The organism is Paenibacillus solanacearum (genome assembly GCF_910593845.1).
Classification (GTDB): domain Bacteria; phylum Bacillota; class Bacilli; order Paenibacillales; family NBRC-103111; genus Paenibacillus_G; species Paenibacillus_G solanacearum.
The window spans coordinates 19,178-38,526 of the sequence record NZ_CAJVAS010000030.1 but is presented as its reverse complement, the minus strand read 5'-3'; the positions used below and the strand labels follow the sequence as shown (position 1 = coordinate 38,526).

The window sequence follows — 19,349 nt, the reverse complement described above, 5'->3', positions numbered from 1 at the left end:
CGGGTTCACGGGCCTGCGTTATTTTTTTCCACAAACTTGCCAATAACTGCGGGTTGTTCGGCAATTCGGTAACCCGGTACAATCGAATGGACGAAAGGAGTCGATTATCTATGAAAAAATGGACCATCGCGCTCTTATGCGCGTTCGCGCTGCTCTTTTCATTTGCTGCGCCTCCCGAACATGCCGGCGCCGCCGCGACTACACTCCGGCAGGGCAGTGCAAACGGCGATGTATGGGATGTGCAGTACCGGTTGAAAGTTATGGGTTATTACGAGCAGCCGCTCGATGGAGCATATGGGCCGAACACCGCGGCCGCGGTGCGCCGTTTTCAGAACAACTACGGGTTGACGGCGGATGGCATTGTCGGCGAGCGGACATGGGCCGTGCTCAAAAAATATACGCTGAGCAAGACGGAAATGGATATGATGGCTCGCGTCATCTATAGCGAAGCTCGCGGGGAATCTTATACGGGACAAGTCGCCGTAGGTGCGGTCGTGATGAACCGGATTCAATCGTCGCTGTTCCCGAATACGATCAAGGATGTCATTTTTCAGCCTGGCGCCTTCACGGCCGTTGATGACGGCCAATATTGGCTGACGCCGAATCGCACCGCTTATTTGGCCGCCTTTGATGCGGTTCGCGGCTGGGACCCGACGGGAAATGCGCTGTATTATTTTAACCCGGACACGGCGACCAGCGCCTGGATCTGGTCCCGTCCGCAGACGGTGCAGATCGGCAAGCATATATTCGCCAAATAATGGTCGTCGCTAGGATTCAGGCCAGTGCCATCAGGTACTGGTTTTTTTCTGTTGTCGTGCGCAGGGAACGTATCGTTTGCTTTTTCATTGACCGGATCCAATCGTATGGAGCTGCCGCTTAGGCGGCTCCTCTTTGATGGTTTTTGCATATGGAATCTCTATATGGAAATATTTCCCTCAGCTTTTGTAAGGTAAACAGAAAAGCTATAATGGGAGATATAATAACATTTGCACCTTTACAAGCTTCAGATCGATGAAGGAACATCTATACTGTCCTAACTAAAGGTGGACCCATTCCTAATGCTGCAAAAACATGTATTTGACCAGCCTGAAGCGTTTGCATATTTTTTTGAACATCATCCGGACGGCATATGCCTAGTCGATGCGGACGGTCATCTGGTGAATGTCAATGCTTCGGCATTGAAGATGCTGGGTTACACGCGTGAAGAGCTGTTGCAGTCGTCGCTGGATCTATTCTTGAATTGTCCGGGTGTAAATAGCCACAACACGGCGGGGCGCGGTCATGCCCGGTCCGAATTGGCCATACGTCATAAGCGCGGGTACTTGGTGTATGTGAGATGGTCAAGTATCCCGATGGTAAGCGACGGGAAAGAGATCGGAAGGTTCATCACTTTCGAGGATGTCACGCCACAGCGCGAACAACGCAGCGAATTATCGGATATTCAAGAAATGTTTACGTTCATTTCCGAGAAGTCGCAGAACATCATTTCATCGATTTCGCCGAATGGCGTATTTAATTACATTTCCCCCTCTGTAGAGGCCTTGCTGGGGTTTACGGCGGAAGAGGTGATCGGGCAGCCTGCATTCGGATTCAACCACCCTGACGACAATAAACGATTAGAGCAGCTTCGCAGTTCAGTGTGGGTCGGTCAAGATACGGTGCGTTTTACCGGCCGTGTTCGTCATAAGCATGGCGGGTATCGCTGGTTCGAGACGACCGTCGAATATATCCGCAACTCATCCGGCGAGATCATCCAAACCGTCGGCGTCGGCCGCGACATTACAGACCGCAAGGAAGCGGAGCAGACCATAGCGCACCTGGCCAATCATGACAGCTTAACGGATCTGCCGAACCGGCGGTGGTTTAACAGTCAGGTCGGACTGCTTTTAAAGGAATCTCCTGAGGCACTTCACGGCATGATGGTACTCGATTTGAATGAGTTCAAATACGTCAACGATACGTACGGGCATGACGTAGGGGATCTTCTTCTGATCGAGGTTGCCAAAAGACTGACGCACGCCGTGGGAGAGAAGGGATGGGTGGCGCGTTGGGGTGGAGACGAGTTCACGGTAATTCAAATGAATATTAAAAGCAGAAATGACGTGGACTCTCTGGTGACGCGGATCCAGGAGACGATCTCCGAACCGGTGGTGTGTGCAGGAAATACGCTGCGCATTACCGCAGCTGTAGGTGTCTCCATGGCGCCTGAGCAGGGGGACGCGGTTGAGGCGCTCATAAGACATGCCGACAAGGCGATGTATCTTGCTAAACAAACGCAGCATGAGGAATAAGGATGAATACGGCAGCAATGAATAGCGACAGTCGCAGGACGGTAGGTTCGAGTCCATGACTGTCGCTGGTTGCGTTCTTTCAACTGCCGGCGAACTCCTGTTGTAAAAACATGGCTGCGGCTGCTCGCACCGGCCTTATTTGCGGGCCTGGACGATCAGGAAATGCGGCTGCTTCATTAAGCGTTCATACCAGCGCGGCGCGGGGGACGATTCGGGCCAAGCGGCCACCGGCTGCGGCTCCACGATACGTTCAAGCGTGAATGGCTCCGTCGTAGCATTAATTACCTGCTGCAGCGGCCTGCGGTAGAACGTCACCTCTACGCGCCCGGCCTCTTTTTTATCCCACTGGTCGATCAGTACTTCCCGGACGTAGTAATCCGGCCGTTCGAAGAGCGTGAAGTCCATGAACGGGTGATGGACGGAGAAGAGCAGCTGCCCGCCGGGCTTCAGCACACGGTGGAACTCTCGGAACACGGGGGTCCACTCTTCGATATAGTGCAGGGTTAACGAGCTGACGATATGATGAAATGCCTCGTCCTCAAACGGAAGCGGCTCGCACAGATCATGCGCCTGTATATGTGCCTTGCCGCCGACTCTGCGTTTGGCCGCTTCCGCCATCTCGGGGCTCAAGTCGATTGCCGATACGGCAGCGCCGCGGTTTACGAACTGCTCCGTATACCAGCCGGCTGCGCACCCCGCATCCAGAATCGCCAATCCGCTCATATCATCCGGCAGCAGCTTCATCATCGCCGGCCGTTCATAATGGGCGTTAAAGGCGCTCTCCGTGTCCACGTGATACTCATAATCTTTGGCAAGCCTCGAATATGCCTCAAGCACTTTGTCTTTCACTCCGGCACCTCCATTTATTTTGGATTACAGCATTTGTGGAAAATGTATCCAGAACAGTTCTACCATACCATATCATTTCTTTGCCTGCGGGCGCCAGTGCTTTAACGAAAGCGAAGCAGGCGGTCCCGTCGAGCGATAATTCCCATCATTTCGGGCAAAGTAAGCGTAACCGCCGGCAAAGGAGGAAACTGCATGGGAAATATCATGAAAGCGGCAGTCGGCCTCATGCTGGCTTCCGTCATCTTTGCGATACCTGCCCGAACGGTTCGCGCGGAGACATCGGTGCTGACGTTCGCTGTCCTGAGCGATATTCACGTGCAAAGCTGGGACAAGCGGTCCATTCGCAAATTCGGCGCAGCGCTGGATGATGTGCGAAAAGCGGCCCCGCAAACGGAAGCGCTGGTGCTGAACGGCGATTTGGGCAACGGCGATCCGGATGACTACCAGATGCTGAACCGGATACTGGACCGCCATCCGCATCCTGCAGAGATGTATTATACGATTGGCAACCACGAATTTTACAAAGCATGGCACGACCGGTTCCGCCGCCCGGCGATGGAGACGTTCCCGAACGGAGAGTCGGAGCGGCAGTCCGTTTCCCGCTTCTTGCGGCAGAGCGGCGAAGCGAAAGTGTATTACAAGCGAGTCCTCAAAGGCTACACGTTTCTATTCCTTGGAACGGAACAGTACCGGCAGACCGATCCGGCGAATAAGGAAGACGCCTTCCTGTCGAAGGAGCAGCTGCAATGGCTGTCGGAGCAGCTTGAAGAGGCGGACAAGAGCGGCAAGCCGATCTTCGTCTTCCTCCATCAGCCGCTGCCGGGGACCGTATCGGGCAGCGATGTGCCGGGCAACGGCAAAGGCGTCGTGCAGGCGGAGGAACTTCGCGCGCGGTTGTCCGCCTATCCGCGGGTCATATTGTTCACTGGGCATACTCACTTCGAATGGTCGCTGCCGCAAACCGTCGTGCGCGACAAGTTCGCGATGGTCAACTGCTCTTCCGTCGGAGACCCCCGCCAAGGCACGGATGAGCCGTACCCGCCGGAACAAGGGAGAAGCGAAGGCGTTGTCGTGGAAGCTTACCCCGATCGTGTACTGATCAAGGGAAGAGCGTTCCATGACGGGCGGTGGCTGCAGGCGTATGCGCTGCCGTTCGACTAAGACGATACCTCCTCATCTCCTTGTGGCCAGGCCCGAGCGGGAGCAGCCATGTCCGGACAAAAGAAAAGCGGGAGCGGCGCTTTCTTACGCCTCTTCCGCTTCTCCCCGCATTTGCACCGGTTCAATCTCGATATGATCCGATTTCCGCCGGATGTCTTTGATTTCAATCCCTTTTTCGGCAAGCGATTCCCGAATGAAATTCTCGTCCAGCGGCGGGAAAATATAGGCCGGGTGCTGATCGGTCTCGAACAGCAGCTGATGGGCCGCCTCCAGCAGTTTCTCCATGGAGAACGGCTTGCGCAAATATTTTTCCATGTTTCGCTCGCGGTAATGATGCGGCGGCTCGAGCACGCTGGACACAATGACCGGGGTGCCGTGAAACTTCGGATGACGGTACAGCTCCGAGATAAAGTCCCATCCGCTCTTCGAGCCTTCCAGCAAAATGTCTACGATACACAGCTTCGGTCCATGGTCGCCGCCCTGGTCCAGCGCGAGCAAGCCTTCTTCCGCAGAACGTACATGAAGGACCGGGAGCTTCAGCTTCTCGATCGCTTCTTGGATAAGACCGGCGAGGTTGTCGTCGTCTTCGACGATCAAGACGCTGCCTGCGGCACTGTTCATTCGGTGACAGGCGAGCAGTACGGTGAAGGTCGTCCCTTCGCCCATTTGCGATTCGAATGTGATCGAACCGTGATGCGCTTCGACGATCTCCCGGACAATCGACAGACCGAGGCCGGTGCCGCCGATCTGCCTGCGGTCGGAATTGTCCACCCGGTAAAACTTGGAGAACATTTTATCCTTGGCGTCATCTGGTATGCCCAAGCCGAAGTCCTGTACGGTAAAACGAACGGTGTCGCCCTCTTGACGGAGCGACAGAATGACCCGATCGGCTTGCGGCGAATATTTGATCGCGTTGCTGAGCAAATTGTGGACGACCTGCTTCAACCGGTCCGCATCCGCACGAACCAGCGTATCCTGTTCAGGCAGCCGCAGCTCGATCCGGTGCTCTTGCTTGCCCTGCCATTGCTCTGCGACCTCGCGGATAAGTTCGCCCAGCTCGATCGGGGCGAAGTGGTACGCCTGCTTCCCGGATTCCATCCGCTGCAAATCGAGAAAATCGTTGATGAGCGTCGACAGACGCATGGCCTCGTTATAGATCGTCTGCATATATTTGGTACGTTTCTCCGGCGTCAGCTCCCGATGCAGCAATATTTCGATAAAGCCGAGCACGCTCGCCAGCGGCGTGCGCAGCTCATGGGAGACGATGCTGATGAACTCGTTCTTCATTTCGTCGATCTTTTCTTCCTCGGTGCGGTCCCGCAATACAAACAAATATCCTTGAATTTCTTGATTCCGCTTGTCGCCGACCGGCGTTGCGTACAATTCCAGGTGATTCGGTATGCTGCTGTCGCCGTTCACGGTCTGGAACCGTTCATTCAAACGGTTCGTCTTGCCCTGCAGCAGCTTGCGAATCGACGAATACAGGGCAGACAGCGACGGACTCGTGCCGAACGCATCCGAAAATATATCGTGGATCGAGTCGCCGATTCGGTGGTTCAGCTCGATCCGATGGTTGGCGATCAGCAGCTTTCCTTCTTTATCTGTCATCATCATGCCTTCATGGGTCGATTCCAAAATATTGCCGATCAAGTTATGCTGCTCTTCGATCAGTGCCTTCTCCTGAAGCAGCTGCGCGTTCAGCAGCTCCAAATGCGCAGCCTGCCGTTTGCGCTCTTCATTCGTTTGCTGCGCCAGGAAGGCGAGTCCGAACTGCTTGATCAATCCGCGGGAAAGGCGGCTGGTCTGCTCCTGGGTGGATGCCAGATAGCCGGTTAACAGCAGGAACCCCAAGGTATCTCCCTGGTCGTCGAATAAAGGGTAATACCGGTCTACCGCATAGGCGACGCCCAGATGAAACCCGCGCTCGGCTCCCGTTGCCTCCCGCATGCTCTCGATCGGCTGCTTTTCGGTAAAGACGCGCTGCGCGGGGCCGAACAGCTCGAACTGCCGGGCTTCGGATAACGGGGAAGGATAGCCCGTGCTGTACATGATTTCGTATGCCGGCACATCCGGCTCCGCATCTTTGCGCATGACGAGCATGGCGGCGTCCAGCTTGAGCGAATGCAGCAGCGCCGGCACCGAGCTGCCCAGGAACACGCTCAGATCGGTCGCTCCGGTCAGCTTCTCCTGATAGCTGTTGATCGTCTCCAGCTCCTGCTCCCGCTGCGACAGCATCTCCAGCGTCCGCTCCTGCTCCTCCTGCTGTGCGATGATTTCCTCGTTCTGCGCTTCAAGGCTCTCCGCCATCGTGCGGTATGTCTCTTCGCTGCGGCGTACCGCGGCTTCCGCCCGATAGGCGCGGTTGAATAGGACGACGCTGAACAGCGCGAGGACGACGGCCGTTACGCCGCCCAGCGCAATAATGGTGCGGGCCGTCCGTTCGGCGCCGCGGGCCGAATTGTAGGCGCTGCTGGCGATTTCCTCGATTTCCGCCTTCACTTTCTTATGAATTTGCCGGAAACGGTCCATCTCATTTTTCCCGGTTGTAATATGCTTGCTCGCCTCAAGCCGCTGCCCGCTGCGAATGAGGCTCAGCTGGCCGGCGTAATGCTCCTGCAGCCGCATGATCTGGGGAGTGGCTTCGCTCTCCATGACACTGCGCAGGCGCGGATACTTTTGCTGATAAACCACCAGCGTATCGAGATCCTGCTGCAGCTGCGATTTGCCGAGCTCGTACGGTTCGAGGAAGCTCTCGTCCCCGGCTACTTCGTATCCGCGAATGGCGGTTTCCATGTTGACCAGGTCGAATAACAGATCCTCGGCTACGGCGGAGAGCGGGATGACTTCATTCACGACGCGGGTCAGTTCGCGCTCGGTGTTGCGGGACGCCATAAAGCTCGAGATGCTGACGACCGCAAGCAGCGTAATGATCACGACGACATAAATATACGATAGCTTCGATCGGGAGATGTTCATGGGATCGGAACCTGCCTGTTCTTATAATGAATAGCGAGTCTATGCTTCGACTGCAATCGCCAGTATCGGACTGCAGATGTAACGTGAATAATTCGACAATGGCGGCCGAATTCCTTTCCATACGCTGCATTCCGATTGAAAATAGCGTTGCATCCGGGCAGCGGCTCGCTTACAATAGCAATAAACAATGATGTGAGAAAACCTTCCACAAACGAAGGGCTATAAGATTATTCATAGGGAGGGGGCATCAGTGATGCAAACGGGGGATGGGCTGGAACGGCTGTTACAGGAAGTGACCCCGTATTTTCAGCCGATATTGTCGCTGCAAACGCAGCAAATCGTAGCTTACGAGGCGCTCGGCCGGCGGATCGTGGACGGAAGCGTGCAAAGCCTGGGGCCTTTCTTCCATGACCCGGCCGTCAGCGACGAGGAGCATCTGGCGGTCGACCGCGTGCTGCGGGACATGGCGATGGCCCGGCTGATGGAGAGAGGAGAAGGCGCTCAGCTGTTCATCAACCTGAAGCCTTCATGGATATACCGCAAATACAAGGAGACGGGGGAGCTGCCGACGCTGCGGCTTATCGAGAAGAACGGACTCAATCCTTCGCGTATTGTCATCGAAATTACGGAAGAGGAGTTCACGGGGAGGCTGGATCAGCTGTCCGCGATCATCGATATATACCGCAGGCAAGGCTGCCGGATCGCGATCGACGACGTCGGCAGCGGCTACAGCAACTATGACCGGATCGCTTCCATTAAGCCGCATATTTTGAAGATCGACTTGAAGCTGCTGAAGCGCAGCGCCGTGGACAAAGGGTATAAAGCGGTGCTCGATTCGTTCTCGATTTTAGCCTCCCAGATGGGGGCATCACTGCTTGTCGAGGGCGTGGAAACGAAGCAGGATTTGTATCACGCGATGAGAGCGGGGGCGCGTTACGTGCAGGGCTTTTTGTTTTCCGAGGCGCGGGCGGAGTTTCAGGAAGCGGGCGCGTTCCGGCGCATGCTTATGGAAGAAATCGCGCGATATACGGAGAAGGAGCTGGCCCGTCATCGTGAACTGTTCTCGATTAAGAAACGTTTGGACGAGCTGGTGCGGGGGGATGCACTCATTTATCATGCGGCTGACGCCGATCTGCTGATCGAGGGATTGAAGGAGAACATTGCGGACAATGTTGTCCGCATGTACATTTGCCGGGAAGACGGATGTCAGGTTTCGTCCAACTATACCCGTTGGGAGAATGGCTTGTGGGATAAAGATGTGAGCTTTCAGGGAGCGAATTGGATATGGAGGCCGTACTTTATCCCGAACATGCTGCAAATGAAGTCGCATGGGCAAGGGATATTATCGCAAGTGTACACCGATCTGGACAGCGCGCATTCGATGCAGACGTTCGCCTGTCAGGTCGGGGAGCAGCATTACTTGTTTCTGGATTTGACCGTTTGACACGGAAAAGAGCGGCCCCGCCCGCAACCAAATGCGAGATGAAGCCGCTACCCGGGTGTATGAGTGTCCGCCGTGCCACGCCGCAACGGATGACGAAGGTCGACCCGTGAGGCTATCCCTCGACCCACTCGCTGCGCAAGGCGAACAGATCCTTCAAGTCCTCCGTCGACAGCTCGGTAATCCACTGCTCGCCGGTGCCGACGATTTGCTGGCTCAGTCCGAGCTTTTTGTCGATCATCTCGTCGATCCGCTCCTCCAGCGTGCCGAGTGTTACGAACTTGTGCACCTGCACATGCCGCGTCTGGCCGATCCGGAACGCGCGGTCCGTCGCCTGGTTCTCGACGGCAGGGTTCCACCAGCGGTCGAAGTGGAACACGTGATTCGCCGCCGTCAGGTTGAGACCGGTGCCGCCCGCTTTGAGCGACAGCAGGAAAATGCCCGAGTGCGCCTCGCCGCCCGCCGCTTCGTCCTGGAAGGTGTCGATCATCCGGTCGCGGTCCTGCTTCGACACGCCGCCGTGGAGAAACGGCGGCGTGACCCCTAGCTCTTCCTCGAATATGCGCTGAAGCAGACGGCCGGTTTCTACGAACTGGGTAAAGATCAGGCATTTGTCGCCTTCCTGGCGCAGCTCCTGCACCATCTCAAGCAGGCGCTCGACTTTATTGGACCGCTGCTGCCATGGCGCGTTTACGGCGTCTTTGCCGAGCAGCGACGGATGGTTGCATATTTGTTTCAACCGCGTCAGCGCCGTCAGGATGAGGCCGCGGCGTTCCATCGTCGACAGCTTGTCGAGCCGCTCGAACATGTCGCGAATGAAGTTTTCGTATAAGGTCGCTTGCTCGGCGGTTAGCGACACGTATGTTTTGTACTCGTTCTTGTCCGGAAGATCGAGCTGGATGGACGGGTCTTTCTTCACCCGCCGCAGCAGGAACGGGCGAATCAGCCGCTGCACCTTGGCGATCAGCTCCTGATCCTGGGTGCGCTCGATCACGCTGACATAACGATGGGAGAAATCCCGCAGCGAGCCGAGATACCCCGGATTGAGAAAATCGAAGATCGACCACAGCTCCGTCAGCCGGTTTTCGATCGGCGTACCGGTCAGCGCGATTCGGTGCTGTCCGGTGAGCTTGCGGATGGAAGCCGCTTGCTTCGTGTAGGCGTTTTTAATATTTTGCGCTTCGTCGAGACAGATCGCTTCCCACTCGATAGAGGAGAGTTCGCTCTCGTCCAGATGCGACAGCGTATAGGTTGTGAGCACAAGGTCGTAGCCGCTGCATGCCGCCGCGAAGCGGTCTCCTTTGGCCCGCGAAGGGCCGTAGTGCAGGTAGACGCGCAGATCCGGCGCAAAGCGCTGCAACTCCTTCTGCCAGTTGCCCAGCACGGAAGTCGGGCAGACGAGCAGGGAGGGGGGCGCTTCGCCTGAAGCGGCCTCGGTGCGGCCGGTCTCCTGCAGCCGCTGTTCGCGCAGCAGCAGCAAATACGTAATCATCTGAATTGTTTTCCCAAGACCCATGTCGTCGGCGAGACAGCCGCCAAAGCCGCAGTTGCGCAAAAACATGAGCCAGGAGATGCCCTCTACCTGATACGGGCGCAGCGTGCCCCGGAACGAATCGGGCGGCTCCATCATCGGCGGCCGCTGGGCATGATTGAGCTGATCGACGAGCTGCTGCAGCTGTTCGTTCAGTTCGACTTCCATTTGCAGCGAGCGGTGGAAGTCACGTTCCTCCTCGCCCTCCGAGGAGCCGAGCAGGTGCAGCTCCAGTACGTCGCGCATCGAGAGGCCCTGCTTCTTCTGCACCTGGTTCATGACCTGCTGCAGCTGCGCCAAGTGAACGGGGTCAAGCTGCACCCATTGGCCGCGAATTTGTACGAGCTTCCGGTTTTGCTCCAGCAGGTCGCGGAATTCGTCCTCGGTCAATTCGATGTCGCCAAGAGCGATCTTCCAATCGAACTGCATGAGCTGGTTCAGGCCGAACATGGACTGCGGCCCGCTGCCTACGGACGACTTGATCTTCGCCTTCAGGCGCGGACGCCACTTGCGGATGCGCTCCCACCAGGCGGGCAGAAATACGGAGTAGCCTGCCTCCATCAGGCGCAGGCTGCCCTTGGCGAGCAGGTCCCACGCCTCGCTCTCGCTCAGCTCGTTGCGCAGCCCGGTCTCGCCCTCGGCCAGCCACGGCAGCATGCGCCGCCATTTCTCGGCGTCGCGCGCCGCGCGCCCGAGATGCTCGCGCCACGCGTCCGGCAGCGCTTCACTGCCGGGCGCCGGCCCGTCATGCCAGGCGTCCGCCCCGTCCGCGGACCAGCCGCCGACGTCGGAGGGCAGCACCTCGTGCAGCGACTCCTTGTCGCCGCGGTCCTGCAGCACGACGCGCAAGGGCCAAGCGCCGCCCGGCTGCTGTGGCTCCTCGAGCTTCAGGCACGTGCGGAACGGCGTGCCGTCCGACTGCCAGCCGATCGAGACCAGCCAATCTTCCTCGTCCATCCACAGATCGGCGGCGTCCCGGCCCCGCTGCAGCAGCGGGAATGAGCGCTCGAGCTGCTCGAGGCTCTGGCGCATGACGCCGTCGGCGTGGGTCCACGCCGGGATCAGCGTATCGAGCCACTGCTGCGCGACCGGCGCAGCCGACCAAGCGGCCGCATGCTCCGGCAGCTGCAGCTTCCAGCCGAGCTCGCCCGCCTTCCACTTGGCGAAGTCCGGCATGAAGCGGCCCTGCGTCAGCGCTTCTTTCACGTGCGGCGCGAGCGCGATCAGCTCCCGCAGCTCGCGGCTGAAGTCCAGCCGCTGATGCTGTACGGCCGCCGGGGCGCACAAGTAATCGAGCGCATCGAGCGCCGGCAGCAGCAGCCCTTCGATGTTGAGCGATTCGACGATGTCGATGAATGTGCCGTAAAACGACGGCTCATGCCAAGCGAACAGCCAATCCCGCAAGTCGGATGCGTCGCAAATGCCGCCGTTCCCGCGGGCTCCCCACACAAAGAGGCCGCCCTGCGGCGCCCAGCGCACATTCACCTGGATCGTTACCGTATCCGTCATGGCACCCACTTTCCTCTCTTCAGCTCCTCCTGCAGCGCGCGAAGCCGCGAATGCTTCGTCGCCAGCCGGTAAATGTAGTCATCCCACGCCTTCTGGCGCTGAAGCTTCTTGTACAGCGATTCCAGCTTCTTGAGCATCCGTCCCGCCGCCGCATAAGCGGTACGGTTCTTCTCCGCGATCGTGCGCTCGACGGCCTGATGATACAGCGGCAGCACCAGCGTCGCGTCATGCTTCTCGACCGTGTGCAGATCGACGGAATATAAATTTTGAGGCGAAATATGGCTGGCAAGCTGCAAGTCGATCCACGCCCTGTACCGGCTGGTCTTCATCAGGTAGGAGGTATAGAACGAATAAGTCCGCGGCAGCAGCGCCACCATCACTTCGATCCATTCGCGGTCGTCGTCCTGCTGCTGCACCGCTTCCATCCAGTAGTGGCAAAACTGCCGCAGCTCTTCCTGCTGCGCCCGCTGTACAACGGGCAGCAGCCAGCGGAGCCAGGCCAGCATACGGTCCCAGGCTTCGCGCTCGTAGCAGTGGTGCAGGTACAAGAAGAAATCTTTGGCCTCCCGCTTCGTCAGCCGCTCCATCTGCGCTCGGGCTTCTTCATCGTCGCCCTCGATTACGGCAAAGTGCGCCGCTGCCATGACCAGCGCGTCTCTGCGCCGCGGCATCAAATCCGGCGTCTCCAGCAGCCGTCTGACCCGTTCGTGCTCCGCCTTCAGCCACTTCGGCTGATCCTGCATTTGCCACCATACGCTGCGGTATACGGTTGGCCAGGACAGCGGGGATTCTTTGCCGGACAGCGCCATGCTTTCGATCATCGCCAGCGTTTCTTTCCATTGCGCGGCGTAATCCCGGGTCAGCTTGCGGACGTCCAGCTCGGGAACGAGCCGCAGCAGCTCCTCCTGACATAGCCGCCCGACCGTTTTGCAGCCTGTTTCAATATAATAGGACAAATACGACGAGCGCATCTCCTGGTAAAACTGCTCGATTTTCCGCATGATGAACAGCAGCATTTGCAGCGCGTAGAGCGTGCGCAGCGCCGGCTCCCACTCGTTCCCGTACGGCGTAAGCTTCTCCTTGGCGGCCGAATGGAACAGCTCGATGGAGTGCTGCTGCGACAGGGAGAAGCCGTAAAACTGCTGCTCGAAAAACTTCTGCCACTGCCCCGGCATTTGCTCCGCGGTCGGCGGGTCCAGACGGTCCTGCCGTTTCTCGGCCGCCTTCGCGCCGGATTGTCGCTGCTGCCTGCTTTTGACCCGGATCGCCTGCTTTAGCTGCTGCAGCAGCAGTTCCGGCCTTGCGAAAGAAGCGTACAGCCAGAACACGAGCGCCGCCATATGCTCGCAGCTCGGTCCTTCCGAGCAGCTGCACTCGCTTTTGCCGTACTGATCCAGATCGAGAATCACCTCGAACGCTTTCGCGCCGCGAACGAGTGCGTGCACCTCTACGCCATGCTTCAACTCGGCCTCGGTCACGAGGCCTTTGTGCACGTACTCCCAGCCCCGTTCCAGCTGCGCCAATTCGAAATCATTGCGCAGATGACCGATCAGTTCTTTCATTCGGTTTTTCGGAATCTGCAGCTTCAACATCGCTTTGTTTTGTCCTCCGCACTTTTTGTCTATCCTTATAGTGTACCAGATTTTACATGCAAATGCGCGGGATTGTCAGGGAGAAAAAGATGTTTTTTGTTTCCATATCCGCAGTTGCGGGTGGTAGGGAATCCGAGTACAATGAGTCAAAAGGCTTTTCAGAGGCATGGCGCTGTGAATGAAAAGGCTTGAAATGAGCGACGGCACACCGGTGGACGGCACGCGAACAAAGTATAACGGCGGAAGGAAGGATTGGCATGGGCATTAAATTTGGGAGAGAGTATAGCGACATTATCGACGATTTTACGGAAGCGCTTCAAAGCGTGGAACGATGCCACGAGTTTCTCGAGATGTCGGCTGAGGAGTGGGGAGGGCTTGAAGCGGAGGAGCAGTGCGAATGCATCAAGACGCTTGCGGACGATTTGTTCTACGGCCTCGGCACGGAATCGCACATGAGCATTGGAGGCTGTACGGTCACGTACGATGCGAAGCGGCATTTAATCCGCATCGATCACAGCGATGCGCTGACGCGCGTGATTCATTTGGTGTAAGACGAGGATGACAACGATGGGCAACGACGGCGGCCGGATGACGCGGCTGGCGCAAGGCGAGGTCGATACCCTGCTTGCCGGTAAACAGGGCTGGACGCTGGAAGAGGGAAAGTGGATCGTGAAAAAGTATCGCTTCCCTTCGTTTGCGGCCAGTATCAATTTTGTAAATCAAGTGGCCGCTGTGGCGGAGGAGCTGAACCATCACCCGATGATCGCCATCGACTACCGGATGGTGACGCTGCGGCTCACTTCATGGAATGCGGGCGGATTAACCTTGCTCGATTTCGCCTGCGCCGAACGGTTCGACAGGGCGATGGAAGCCGGCAGCAGGGCGGGATAAGGGGACAGACGGCGCGCAATGCGGTGCGTCCCGGCGTTCAGAACCATTCCAGCGCGTATTCATACTTGCAGTACTGGAACCATCTTGGATAACACGGGGAGCGAGGCAAGGAATCGCTCCTGTTTGCCGTGCTTGTCCATTTCAATCGTAAAGCCGCCAATCCTAGCGTCCTGCGGCTTGCGTCTCCACACGTTTGCACCCGAACGTGCCCTTCGTATGCGCTTCTCCGGCTGGGCGGCTCATCGTTTCGCTGTTCGTCCTCTTCCGAGCGACGTACTGCGTTATTCCGTTTATCGTTCCGGCTTGTCCTTCCACACCATGCAGTGGAATGCAGCCATCCCGGTCGGGGTCATGCGCTCATACGTGTCCGTCATGGCGAAGCCGGCTTTCTCGTAGACGCGGATGGCTCGTTTGTTCCAGACGAGCACCTCCAGATCGATCTCGTGCTCCGGCTGAAGCCGGCGGGCTTCTTCGGCAATGGCGCGGACGAACGGTTCACCGCGTCCTGCTCCGCACAGCTCGGGCCGCATGCCGAGTCCGAGCCGCGTTACGCCGGCCAGGGGGAACAGCTGCGCGAAGCCGTACAGCTCGCCCGCCTCGTCGATCACGGCGCGATACTGCGTCTGACGAATGTAGGGGTCGGCGAACTCCTCGCCTCTTGACTGCATGCGGTCCCAGTCGTTCCAGTTGTACAGATCGTAGGGAGCCGGGTAGCGCCAGCCGCAGATGAGCGGGGCATGGGCCTCGGTCATCGGAATCAAGCGGTACTGCAGGTGCAGAGGATCTTCAGTCATGGCTGGGCGGCCTCCTAAATATAAGGTAATTTGCTGTAAAATGGTACGAATCGGTTCGTTATCGCTTCCGCTTCCGGGGTGATCGTTGTATACTTAACTATACCGCATTTCATCCCAACGAAGGAAGTGAGTGGCTTGAAGCATATCGTAAGTCAGGAATGGCTGTTCGAACACGGCACGGATGAACATATCGTGATCGTGGATTGCCGCTTTCAGTTAGGAAACCCATCGGCAGGGCCGGAGAGCTATGCCGTCGATCATATCCCCGGCGCTTATTATTTGGATCTGGAACAGGACTTGTCCGGACCGATTCAGCCGCACGGAGGCCGCCACCCGCTGCCGGATCTGCAGCAGCTCGCCGCCAAACTGGGCAGCGTAGGCATTCATGACGAATCGCTGGTCGTCGCCTATGACGATCAGGGCGGCTTGTATGCGTCGCGCCTGTGGTGGATGCTGAAGTTCCTCGGTCATGACAACATCTTCGTGATGAACGGAAGCTATACCCAGTGGAAGCAATCCGGCTATCCCGTCACGGATGAGCCGCCGGTGGAGCATCCGGCCGTCTTTACCCCGCGCGTGCGCAGCGAGATGCTTGTCAACGTCGAGCAGGTGAGGGAGCGCATCGGCCGGCAGGGCACCGTGCTGATCGACTCGCGGGAAGAGCGCCGCTACCTCGGGATCGAGGAGCCGATCGATAAGATCGCAGGCCATATTCCCGGGGCGAAGCAGCGGTTCTGGAAGGACAGCTTGACCGCGGAGGGGGCATGGAAGGGAGCAGAGGCGCAGCAGGAGCGGTTTGCGGACCTGAAGGACGCAAGCGAAGTCATCGTCTACTGCGGCTCCGGCGTTAGCGCCTGCCCGAACGTGGTCGCTTTGAGCGAGGCCGGGTTCGCTGACGTGAAGCTGTATTCCGGCAGCTGGAGCGATTGGATTTCGTATAGCGACAATCCGATTGCGACAGGGGAAGAGTAAGAGGCGAGGCACCGCGTGATGCGGATTAGGCGTACAGTGAGTTTGCTGCTGTAGGCCTTTTTTGCGCTTCCGGGAGAGTTTCGAGACGGGTACGGCGGCCGGAGGAACGGAGCCGTAAAGGGACGAATCGTTATACAGACAGCAAGGAATATGAGAATACAGCATCGAATAAGAAGAATATGCCGGTAATGCGAAGGCGATACGGTAGAGAGAACAAGGCTCGATTGCAAAGGAGCGGATACATTGCTCAAAAGGACGTTGATCGTCTGTTTGGTTGGTTTGATTTCCTTTATGTTGATTCCGCTGTCCACCCTCATGGATCACGATAAACAACGAAGCGATTTGCGCGTTCGGGACGGGGTGATGGACCTTTCCGCATGGAACGATGAAGAGAGCCGCATCATCAGGCTGGACGGCGAATGGGAATTTTACTGGAACCGGCTGCTGACCGCCGACGATTTCAGGCAAGCGGGCGCGAACGAACAGGCAGCTTTGATGAAGGTACCCTCCGGGTGGAACGGCAAGACGGTCCATGGGCAGCTTCTGCCCGCCCATGGTTACGCCACGTATCGGATGGTGCTGAAAAATGTGCCGGCAGCCGGGGTGTTCGCCTTGAAAAAGACGAATATCCGCTTTTCAAGCGCCGTTTATGCAAACGGCCAAAAGCTGTTCGAGGACGGCAAGCCTTCCGGGCAAGCGAGCAGCTACCGGGCGGGCAATGTGCCCCAAATCGGCTTTTTCTCTGCAGAGAAGGGCGATGTGGAAATAATCGTTCACGTGGCCAATTTCGACTACTCGAACGCGGGCATTCCGGCCTCGATCTATTTTGGCGAGCAAGCTGCGATGCTTGCGCTTCAGCAGAAGGCTAAGGCGCACGAGTTAAGCACCTTCGCCATTCTTGCCGCGCTTGCACTCATCTACGTCATCTGCTTCATGACGGCGGCGCTGTATGGAAAAAGGGACCATTCCTTGCTGCTATTTGCGGTGATTTGTTTGTTCTACGCGATGTTCAACGGTTTGACCGGGGAACGGGTGCTGCTTATGTATTTGCCTGCCATTTCGTTCGAAACGATGTTCAAGGTGAAGGACGTCTGTTCGATGGCTGGCTTGATCGCAGTGGCCATTCTTTTTTATCAACTGAGGAAAAGCATGATTTCTTTGGCGTTTGCCCGCTTCGTCGTCCTTGTGCTCAGCGGCTATACGGTGCTGATCGCGTGTCTTCCGATTCCCGTATACTTGACCGTCGAGCCGTTCGTTATTGCGGTATACGAGTCGATGACGATTTGGCTGCTGGTGAGAACGGCTGCGCTTTATATCAAGAGCGCCGAAGGCGACCGTTTGGAGCGCTTTCTGCTGTTCGCGGCCATTCTTTGCCTGACGTTGTACGCGGTGGACCTGATTTTATTTTCTTTCTCCCTGAAGGACAATGCATGGGTAGGCCAATTTTATATTATTTTGTTCAATATGATCGTGATGGTTCTGGTCGTGCTCCGGTTTTTTGAAGCGTACCGTACGGTAAACGAAATGAAAGACCGGCTTCTTCAGCTTGACAAAATCAAAGACGATTTTTTGTCCAACACTTCCCACGAGCTGAAAACGCCTTTAAGCGCTATCGTAACCATTACCGATACGTTGCTCAAAGGAGTGGAAGGGCCGGTTACTGCCAAGCAAGCGCAAAATTTGGCCATCGTGGCGGGAAGCGGGAGAAGGCTGAACGAGCTTGTCAATGAATTGCTCGACTATTCGAAAATGAAGCACGGCGACATTACGCTGTACAAAACCGGCACCGATTTGAGAGCGATTGTGGATTCGGTGATCGGCATCCATTCGTTTTTGCTCGGAGGCAAACCCATCGAGCTTGTGAACCGCGTTCCGGAGAACATGCCAGCGGTATATGCCGACGGCAACCGGCTTGTACAAATTTTGCACAATTTGCTCGGCAATGCGATCAAATTTACCGAGCGGGGCACGGTAGAAATCAGCGCGGATGTCGTTCGCGACAAGGTTGAGGTGCGGGTCAAGGATACGGGCATCGGAATAGCGGCGCATATGCGGGAGCGCATATTTCAGCCGTTCGAACAGGCGGATGCGTCGGAAACGCGCAACTACGGCGGAACAGGCCTCGGACTAAGCATTACGAAGAGGCTGGTGGAACTTCACGGCGGCGACATTCGCGTCGATTCCGTTCCGGGACAAGGCACGTTGTTTGCCTTCACGCTTCTGCTGGCGCCGGCATCGGCTATGGAAAACACCGCGGCGCGGTGGGAGGAACCGCCGGCTCGGGATATGCTTCCCGCTTATTCGGAGTATCCGATCTATATTCAGGGGGAGAAGAACGAGCGGGTGCTTGTGGTGGACGACGATTACGCTAATCTTCAGGCGATGATCAATCTGCTTCGTCTGGATGGATATTCGATCGTTGTTGTCAACCGCGGACAGTTGGCGCTTGAGGAGCTGGCCAAATGGCCGGGCATGTTTCTTGTCGTTCTCGACGTTATGATGCCCGACATGTCCGGTTACGAAGTGCTGAGCAAGGTGAGAGAGCGGTTTTCGCTGTTTGAACTGCCGGTGCTGATGCTGACGGCCAAGAACAGATCCGCCGATGCCAAATGGGCGATGGACAACGGAGCCAACGATTTTGTCGGGAAACCGTTCGAGGGGGAGGAGCTGATGGCGCGCGTGCGCAGCCTGACCCGATTGAAGGCTTCCGTGAAAACCGCCAAGGATGCGGAAATTGCTTTTTTACGCTCGCAGATCAAGCCTCATTTTCTATATAACGCCCTCAATTCGATTGCCACGCTGTGCGCCGACGATCCTCACAGTGCGGAGGAATTGACATTGCAGCTTTCGCAATATTTGCGGGGCAGCTTTGATTTCAAGCAGTTGGATTCGTTGACGACAGTAGACAAGGAAGTGGAACTGGTGGAGGCGTATGTCAACATCGAGAAGGCGCGTTTCGGCGCCAGACTGCAAGTGGAATACGATGTGGACGCTTGTCCGGATCGTCGGATCCCGCCGCTTGTTGTGCAGCCGCTGGTAGAGAACGCCATACGCCATGGTCTGATGTCTAAAGCATCGGGAGGGAAAGTCACCATAACCGTGAAGAAGCGGGCGAATGCCGCGATCCGCTTCACCGTAGAGGACAACGGATGCGGGATGAGCGACCGCAAGCTGAAGGAGGTGCTGCTGCCGGATGCGGAAAGGAAAGGTGTCGGGCTATGGAACATAAGCCAGCGCATCAAGCTGCTGTACGGCGGGAGCATACATATCGAGAGCGCGGAAGGCATCGGGACGAAGGTGAGCTTCGATATTCCGGGGCAGCCAGACAAGCGGGGAGGTTGA

General features: G+C 57.1%; 13 protein-coding genes. 8 read left to right on the top strand and 5 right to left on the bottom strand.

The window, feature by feature from the left end:
• Positions 1–110: 110 nt before the first annotated feature.
• Positions 111–758: a spore cortex-lytic enzyme gene (gene sleB, locus KXG62_RS24170; RefSeq protein ID WP_218094588.1), complete on the top strand. Its 648-nt coding sequence runs from the start codon at positions 111–113 to the stop codon at positions 756–758.
• A gap of 300 nt (positions 759–1,058) precedes the next feature.
• Complete coding sequence (locus KXG62_RS24165) at positions 1,059–2,291, top strand: diguanylate cyclase domain-containing protein (protein WP_218094587.1); 1,233 nt, start codon at positions 1,059–1,061, stop codon at positions 2,289–2,291.
• 135 nt (positions 2,292–2,426) lie between these two features.
• On the opposite strand, the gene KXG62_RS24160 is transcribed toward KXG62_RS24165, so the two are convergent.
• Positions 2,427–3,140, bottom strand: a complete 714-nt coding sequence (locus tag KXG62_RS24160; protein ID WP_218094586.1) for a class I SAM-dependent methyltransferase — start codon at positions 3,138–3,140, stop codon at positions 2,427–2,429.
• 192 nt (positions 3,141–3,332) lie between these two features.
• Between KXG62_RS24160 and KXG62_RS24155 the strand changes: the two genes are divergently transcribed.
• The gene (locus KXG62_RS24155) at positions 3,333–4,301 is read left to right on the top strand and encodes a metallophosphoesterase family protein (protein WP_218094585.1); all 969 of its coding nucleotides are present in this window, start codon (positions 3,333–3,335) and stop codon (positions 4,299–4,301) included.
• Positions 4,302–4,385: 84 nt separating this feature from the next.
• Here KXG62_RS24155 and KXG62_RS24150 read toward each other — a convergent pair whose 3' ends face one another.
• Positions 4,386–7,277: an ATP-binding protein gene (locus tag KXG62_RS24150; RefSeq protein ID WP_218094584.1), complete on the bottom strand. Its 2,892-nt coding sequence runs from the start codon at positions 7,275–7,277 to the stop codon at positions 4,386–4,388.
• Between the two features lie 253 nt (positions 7,278–7,530).
• On the opposite strand from KXG62_RS24150, the gene KXG62_RS24145 reads away from it, so the two are divergent.
• Positions 7,531–8,721: an EAL domain-containing protein gene (locus KXG62_RS24145; protein WP_218094583.1), complete on the top strand. Its 1,191-nt coding sequence runs from the start codon at positions 7,531–7,533 to the stop codon at positions 8,719–8,721.
• Positions 8,722–8,833: 112 nt separating this feature from the next.
• On the opposite strand, the gene KXG62_RS24140 is transcribed toward KXG62_RS24145, so the two are convergent.
• Positions 8,834–11,758, bottom strand: coding sequence for a DEAD/DEAH box helicase (locus tag KXG62_RS24140; RefSeq protein WP_246627613.1), 2,925 nt, complete (start codon positions 11,756–11,758; stop codon positions 8,834–8,836).
• Positions 11,755–13,350, bottom strand: coding sequence for a hypothetical protein (locus tag KXG62_RS24135; protein ID WP_218094581.1), 1,596 nt, complete (start codon positions 13,348–13,350; stop codon positions 11,755–11,757). Before KXG62_RS24135 ends, KXG62_RS24140 begins: the two co-directional genes overlap by 4 nt.
• Before the next feature lie 257 nt (positions 13,351–13,607).
• Between KXG62_RS24135 and KXG62_RS24130 the strand changes: the two genes are divergently transcribed.
• Both KXG62_RS24130 and KXG62_RS24125 read left to right on the top strand, forming a co-directional pair.
• Positions 13,608–13,901, top strand: a complete 294-nt coding sequence (locus KXG62_RS24130; RefSeq protein WP_218094580.1) for a hypothetical protein — start codon at positions 13,608–13,610, stop codon at positions 13,899–13,901.
• 16 nt (positions 13,902–13,917) lie between these two features.
• Positions 13,918–14,241 carry a 4a-hydroxytetrahydrobiopterin dehydratase gene (locus tag KXG62_RS24125; RefSeq protein WP_425517374.1) on the top strand — a complete coding sequence of 108 codons (324 nt, stop codon included), beginning with the start codon at positions 13,918–13,920 and terminating at the stop codon, positions 14,239–14,241.
• A 290-nt stretch (positions 14,242–14,531) separates the two neighbouring features.
• Here the strand turns inward: KXG62_RS24125 and KXG62_RS24120 are convergent, their stop codons facing one another.
• Positions 14,532–15,035 carry a GNAT family N-acetyltransferase gene (locus KXG62_RS24120; protein WP_218094579.1) on the bottom strand — a complete coding sequence of 168 codons (504 nt, stop codon included), beginning with the start codon at positions 15,033–15,035 and terminating at the stop codon, positions 14,532–14,534.
• 135 nt (positions 15,036–15,170) lie between these two features.
• Here KXG62_RS24120 and KXG62_RS24115 point away from each other — a divergent pair, with 135 nt between their 5' ends.
• Positions 15,171–16,007 (top strand): sulfurtransferase, encoded by an 837-nt coding sequence (locus KXG62_RS24115; protein WP_218094578.1) that lies wholly within the window; start codon positions 15,171–15,173, stop codon positions 16,005–16,007.
• A gap of 243 nt (positions 16,008–16,250) precedes the next feature.
• Complete coding sequence (locus KXG62_RS24110) at positions 16,251–19,349, top strand: ATP-binding protein (protein ID WP_218094577.1); 3,099 nt, start codon at positions 16,251–16,253, stop codon at positions 19,347–19,349.

What these genes read in the sequence shown, in the direction of transcription:
- KXG62_RS24140 (WP_246627613.1), bottom strand. Translation starts at nt 11,758, where the DNA reads ATGACGGATACGGTAACGATCCAGGTGAATGTGCGCTGGGCGCCGCAG.
- KXG62_RS24150 (WP_218094584.1), bottom strand. Translation starts at nt 7,277, where the DNA reads ATGAACATCTCCCGATCGAAGCTATCGTATATTTATGTCGTCGTGATC.
- KXG62_RS24125 (WP_425517374.1), top strand. Translation starts at nt 13,918, where the DNA reads ATGGGCAACGACGGCGGCCGGATGACGCGGCTGGCGCAAGGCGAGGTC.
- KXG62_RS24135 (WP_218094581.1), bottom strand. Translation starts at nt 13,350, where the DNA reads ATGTTGAAGCTGCAGATTCCGAAAAACCGAATGAAAGAACTGATCGGT.
- sleB (WP_218094588.1), top strand. Translation starts at nt 111, where the DNA reads ATGAAAAAATGGACCATCGCGCTCTTATGCGCGTTCGCGCTGCTCTTT.
- KXG62_RS24155 (WP_218094585.1), top strand. Translation starts at nt 3,333, where the DNA reads ATGGGAAATATCATGAAAGCGGCAGTCGGCCTCATGCTGGCTTCCGTC.
- KXG62_RS24165 (WP_218094587.1), top strand. Translation starts at nt 1,059, where the DNA reads ATGCTGCAAAAACATGTATTTGACCAGCCTGAAGCGTTTGCATATTTT.
- KXG62_RS24145 (WP_218094583.1), top strand. Translation starts at nt 7,531, where the DNA reads ATGCAAACGGGGGATGGGCTGGAACGGCTGTTACAGGAAGTGACCCCG.
- KXG62_RS24130 (WP_218094580.1), top strand. Translation starts at nt 13,608, where the DNA reads ATGGGCATTAAATTTGGGAGAGAGTATAGCGACATTATCGACGATTTT.
- KXG62_RS24120 (WP_218094579.1), bottom strand. Translation starts at nt 15,035, where the DNA reads ATGACTGAAGATCCTCTGCACCTGCAGTACCGCTTGATTCCGATGACC.